This is a genomic window from Flavicella sediminum, assembly GCF_006381105.1.
Classification (GTDB): Bacteria; Bacteroidota; Bacteroidia; order Flavobacteriales; family Flavobacteriaceae; genus Flavicella; species Flavicella sediminum.
Map to the genome: position 1 here is coordinate 1 of NZ_VDET01000049.1, position 4,814 is coordinate 4,814.

Sequence of the window (4,814 nt, forward strand, 5' to 3'; positions counted from 1 at the left end):
TTCCCCACAGGTTTGTGTTTTTTTATTATGTCCCTTCTACTTATCTAAGTATTTTTAGGTCGACTAAGAAAAAAACACAAAATACGTACCCGCCTAGTGCTCGGTCGAGAATCTAACGATTATCAACTCCCACACTAACTTTATACAAAACCGTTAACTTAAACAACTACAAAAATTTCTGGTCGAAATTTACGCAGTTATTTAATTGAACGATAATTAAGAATTTGAAACCAGTCTTGACTCAAAAAAACATCAAATCGAAACATTTCTTTGAGTTGAAAAATGACACATTATCTCTGTGTAAAAAGTAATACAAAACTTAATTCATTGATACTTTTCTCTAGTCGATAAATAATTTAAAAACCTGTGTTAAGTGTTGAACAATAAATGAAAGTCATCTAAGTATTTACTTTTTTTTACTATTTGAAAAAATTTCTATAAAACGAAAAATGTTGTCATAAAATTACGTTCTGAACTGTACGTAAAATCACACAATATTTTCTCTCTAATTATTTGAAAAATTTCCTGTAAACGAAAAATGGTGTCATAAAATCACGTTCTGAACTGTACGCTAAAAATACTTCGTTGATAATTTGTCTTTAATCGATAAAAATTGACAAACAGAACGTTGAATTTATCGTAGAAACGCAATTTTAAAGTTGTTACGTGGATTTTTGGAAACTTCTTCTCTCCTATTTAACTTTTCGGTTTGAAAAGTCGCATAAGTTAACAACAGCTAAAAAACATAGCTAAGTTTCTGCTTTCCCAATGTCAGTGTTTTATTTATTTTGTGTAGTTTTAGTCTGAAAAGTAATTGGCTAGTTAAATCGCTACGTTTCCTAGCTAAAACCGTTACCCACAATTGAAAACGAAAATTTTAATCCTATTTTTCATACTGACCTCAATAGAGATTTTCAGCTGTTCTTGTCCAAAATTTAGGGGCTCTGAAACAAGTTGGGCGGGATTTAAACATGCGATGAATTATACTACTCATACCGTTTTGGTAGAGAAAATTAAAACGACCTCGGAGAAAATAATTTTTCGAGTAGTAAAAGACTTTAAAGACAGTTACTCATATGATGAATTGACAATTCTTAAAGGGGATTCATCTTTATCATGTACTGTTGATACTGATGACTTAGATACTGGCAATAAATGGTTGTTTAATTTAATTGACTTAAAGGGAGATAATAAAGAATTTCATTTATCCATTTGCTTTGAGAGTGCGCTAGATGTTTCTCATGATTCAATAATCGGAGCAATTAATTCTAATGATTCTTCAGATACAAAACATTGGAGCAAACATCAGATTGAGAAAGAATTGGGAATTGACCTAAATTCGGATTCAAATATTTATTATATAATTATACTATTATTAATAATTGGATTGATAATAAAAAAAACTGTGGGTAACACCGTATAAAGTCAATGTGGGTTTTTATGGTTTACTCCAAAGGTTTGTGTCTTTTTACTATGTCACTTCTACTTATTTAAGTATTTTTAGGTCGCCAATGATAAAAACACAAAATAAGTATAAGCTTGGTGTTAGGGCGAAAAGTCCTCGGACATTTTCTCCCACACAAACCTTATACAAAACCGTTGTAGCACATTTAAGAAAAACCTTGGAACTAACAGAAAAAGACATAGAAGATTGGATTAAACCTTACGCAACTATTGTTGGGGAACAAAAAGAATGTGATTTAGAATTGCGTAAACAAAATCCAGCCGAATTTTTTCTTAATCTCACAATACCAAATAATTTTGAAGATTACGCTATCGCCTTACATTCATATTGGATAAATTATAATATTCCGAAAAATGAAATCAAGGAAAACGGAAATAGTGACGAAGATTTTCCCGAAGAAGACTTTTCTCGTATAAATTGGAAAGATTTTTATCAGTCAAAACAAATTGATTTTGAGCTTAATTCAGCAATACTGAGTTCTGTCGAATGGAAAAGACCTTTTAAACAGTTGAATAATGAATTATTTCCTGGAGAAGGATTATTTGATGAAGAGCATTTGAATAGTTTGGTCGAGACAATAAACGAAATTTACGGAAATCAAGAAATTGAAATATTTTATACGTTCTTATCAACTAACGATTGGGAAAAAGATTTAATTTTCACAGGCAGAATAAATGACTTGCCGAACTTGATAAAAAAAGAAAGTTTAAGATTAACACCGAGTTTGATTTATCCAAAAGAACGAAATTGGGTTGTGAATACAGACTATGATTTAGCTTTTACCACAATTGGAGGAGAAAAGAAATTTATTTCGGAACTTGTGAGGAAAAATGAAAATGAAATTTATCAAATAGAACGCAGAAAAAACGTGCTACAACAACATATATAATTTATTGCTAGTTCTAGTCTACTTACGAAAATCCTCGCGGATTTTCTAGTTGGTTTTTATTTACTAAATTCAGTGCTTAAAATACGCAACAAATCATATATAAAACCGTTGTACAATATTGTGTAAAAAAAATGAAACTCTATAGATTTATTTAATAAATACCATAAAGGAAAATATCAATAACTTTAATAATTATCTGCTTTACTATAAAAAAAAGTACTGTGAATAAAAACATAACATATAACACAAAGTTTAAAAATTTAGCTCTTATTATTTTGACAATTATACTTTCTTCTTGTTATCCTAACTCAAAAAAAAGTGCTCTTAAGAAATATAAAAAATTAATTGAGAGTGAAGTTTGGTGTGAAATAAAATCAAAAAATAAATTTATTTTTAAAGATGGTATTTTAAGTCAATCCATTAATGGGAAAATAATTGATAGAGGTGAATACAAACTTGATGTTAAACCATCACAAGGATTAACAGGAGAATGGTTTTGGCCTTTAAGAAAAATTGAAATATCAACATTTGACAATAATATTTTTTTACTAGAATTAGACTTCAGCAGTGGAGAAGAAATATTAGTTTTAAAAAATCACAAAAAGAAAGAGGTAATATTTTTTTCTGACGACTGTGTTTTATCAGCAATTGATTCTGTTGCATATAAAGTACATCTAAAACATCATTATAAATTTATCTCTCTAAATTAATTTAAACAAAAAACATTGTACAACACCGGCTAAACTTCATGCAGGGTTCTGTCCTACTCCAAAGTTTTGTGTATATTTACTAAGTCGCCAAATCTTGTTGATTTGGCTTTGTGAAAACCAAAGAAACAAAACCAAACAAAAAGCTTCGGCTTAGTCCGTATTCGAAAATCCGCAGATTTTCAAGCCCGCACAAAGCCTAGCCAAAACCGTTGTGCTTCATCTATGAAAAAACTAATAACATTCTTAATAATTTTAATATTAGGAACAAGTAATGTGCTTGCTCAAGTTCAAAATGATGTGAAAAAAGTTTTAGAAACTAAAGATTTTGTTCAATTTGAAAAACTAACTACTAACTTAACTAACCGACAAAAGAATATACGTTCATATTGGAAATCTATTCGAAATTTAACCTATAATTATCAAGAAGGTGTTTTCTTTTTTGAGAAATCAGTTCCTATAAAAGATAAACCTGGAAATTCTTCTGTTTATACATACAGAGTTAGACTAATTACTACTAAAACAGAAATTACATTTTACGAATTGACCGAAAAGAAATATAAAAAAACTCAAGGTAATTGGGAACCTTATTATGAGATAATTGACATATTTAAAGATGAAGTCGCTTATGAGAATTTTAGAAAGGAATTTAAAACTATATTTTCGACAGAAATTAATGAAGAGGAATTATTTACAACTGATTTTGTTTATGGTACGAGCTGTGGCATAGCTGGAATGAATCCAAGGGGCAGAATAAATATTAATAAATTAATAGATAAAAAGGATAAATCTGGAGTTTTAGAATGGCTAAAATCGACAATTACAGAAAAACAAATATACGCTATTGATGCTCTATATCAATTAAAAAATTACGGAATAGAATTAACTAATGAGGAATTGAAAATAGTTGAATTCATTTCTAATAAAGATGGAAATATCGAAACGTGTTCAGGCTGTTCTTTTTATGACAGAGTAATTAAAGATGTGACTGAACAATTTGAATTTTGAAAAAGACGAAAGCACAACACCGGCTAAACTTCATGCGGGTTTTGTGCAAACTTCAAAGTTTTGTGTATATTTACTAAGTCGCCAAATCTTGTTGATTTGGCTTTGTAAAATTAAAAGAAACAAATCCAAACAAAAAGCTTCGGCTTAGTCCGTGTTCGAAAATCTTGTCGATTTTCTTCCCGCACAAAGCCTAGCCAAACACGTTGTATAAAACAGGGGATTTCTAAACTGAAATCCACACACAGAATCACAACGCCAGAAAAAACTCGGCGAACCTAGCATTATGGGAAAATTATTCTGGAGAGATTTTTTTAAAACCACTACTCCACTTTGCCGAGAATTTTAAAGATAAATTTCCAAAAAGAAAATAGCGGAAAATATTTATGGAAATCTTACTCAAATGTTGAGGAAAATTCTTTGCGGGATTTAGATAATTACGGATTTATAGAAATGGGATCCTGGATACTTTCCGGATAAATGGATTTCCAATTAAAAATATTTATTTCTCGATAAATCCAAGTTTCAGATTTTCCTGTAAAAGAAAAAAATAATTAATCCGAGAGTAAATATTGTGGAGAAAAATTATGATATAAAAGATTGATATAGAGTTCAAAAATTCAATCTTCCGACAAATTCAGGAATAAATTAAATTTGGAGAAAAACTCAGCTGTGTGTCTGCATTATACAACACCGCATAAAGTTAATGTGGGTTTTTATGGCTTAAAAAAAGGTTTGTGTTTTTTTA

General features: G+C 29.5%; 4 protein-coding genes. All 4 read left to right on the forward strand.

Going from position 1 to position 4,814, the window contains the following annotated elements; all coding sequences use genetic code 11:
* The first annotated feature begins 862 nt into the window (after positions 1-862).
* Entirely contained in the window at positions 863-1,423 is a 561-nt protein-coding gene (locus FGM02_RS17645; RefSeq protein WP_139959910.1) for a hypothetical protein, read from the forward strand.
* An 88-nt stretch (positions 1,424-1,511) separates the two neighbouring features.
* Positions 1,512-2,354, forward strand: coding sequence for a hypothetical protein (locus FGM02_RS17650; protein ID WP_139959912.1), 843 nt, complete (start codon positions 1,512-1,514; stop codon positions 2,352-2,354).
* Between the two features lie 221 nt (positions 2,355-2,575).
* On the forward strand, positions 2,576-3,064 hold the full coding sequence (locus FGM02_RS17655) for a hypothetical protein (RefSeq protein WP_139959914.1): 489 nt from the start codon (positions 2,576-2,578) through the stop codon (positions 3,062-3,064).
* A 222-nt stretch (positions 3,065-3,286) separates the two neighbouring features.
* Entirely contained in the window at positions 3,287-4,069 is a 783-nt protein-coding gene (locus FGM02_RS17660; protein ID WP_139959916.1) for a hypothetical protein, read from the forward strand.
* Positions 4,070-4,814: the final 745 nt, after the last annotated feature.

Bases quoted from the DNA above. Each gene is read 5' to 3' on its own strand.
- FGM02_RS17660 (WP_139959916.1), top strand. From the start codon at position 3,287: ATGAAAAAACTAATAACATTCTTAATAATTTTAATATTAGGAACAAGT.
- FGM02_RS17650 (WP_139959912.1), top strand. From the start codon at position 1,512: ATGATAAAAACACAAAATAAGTATAAGCTTGGTGTTAGGGCGAAAAGT.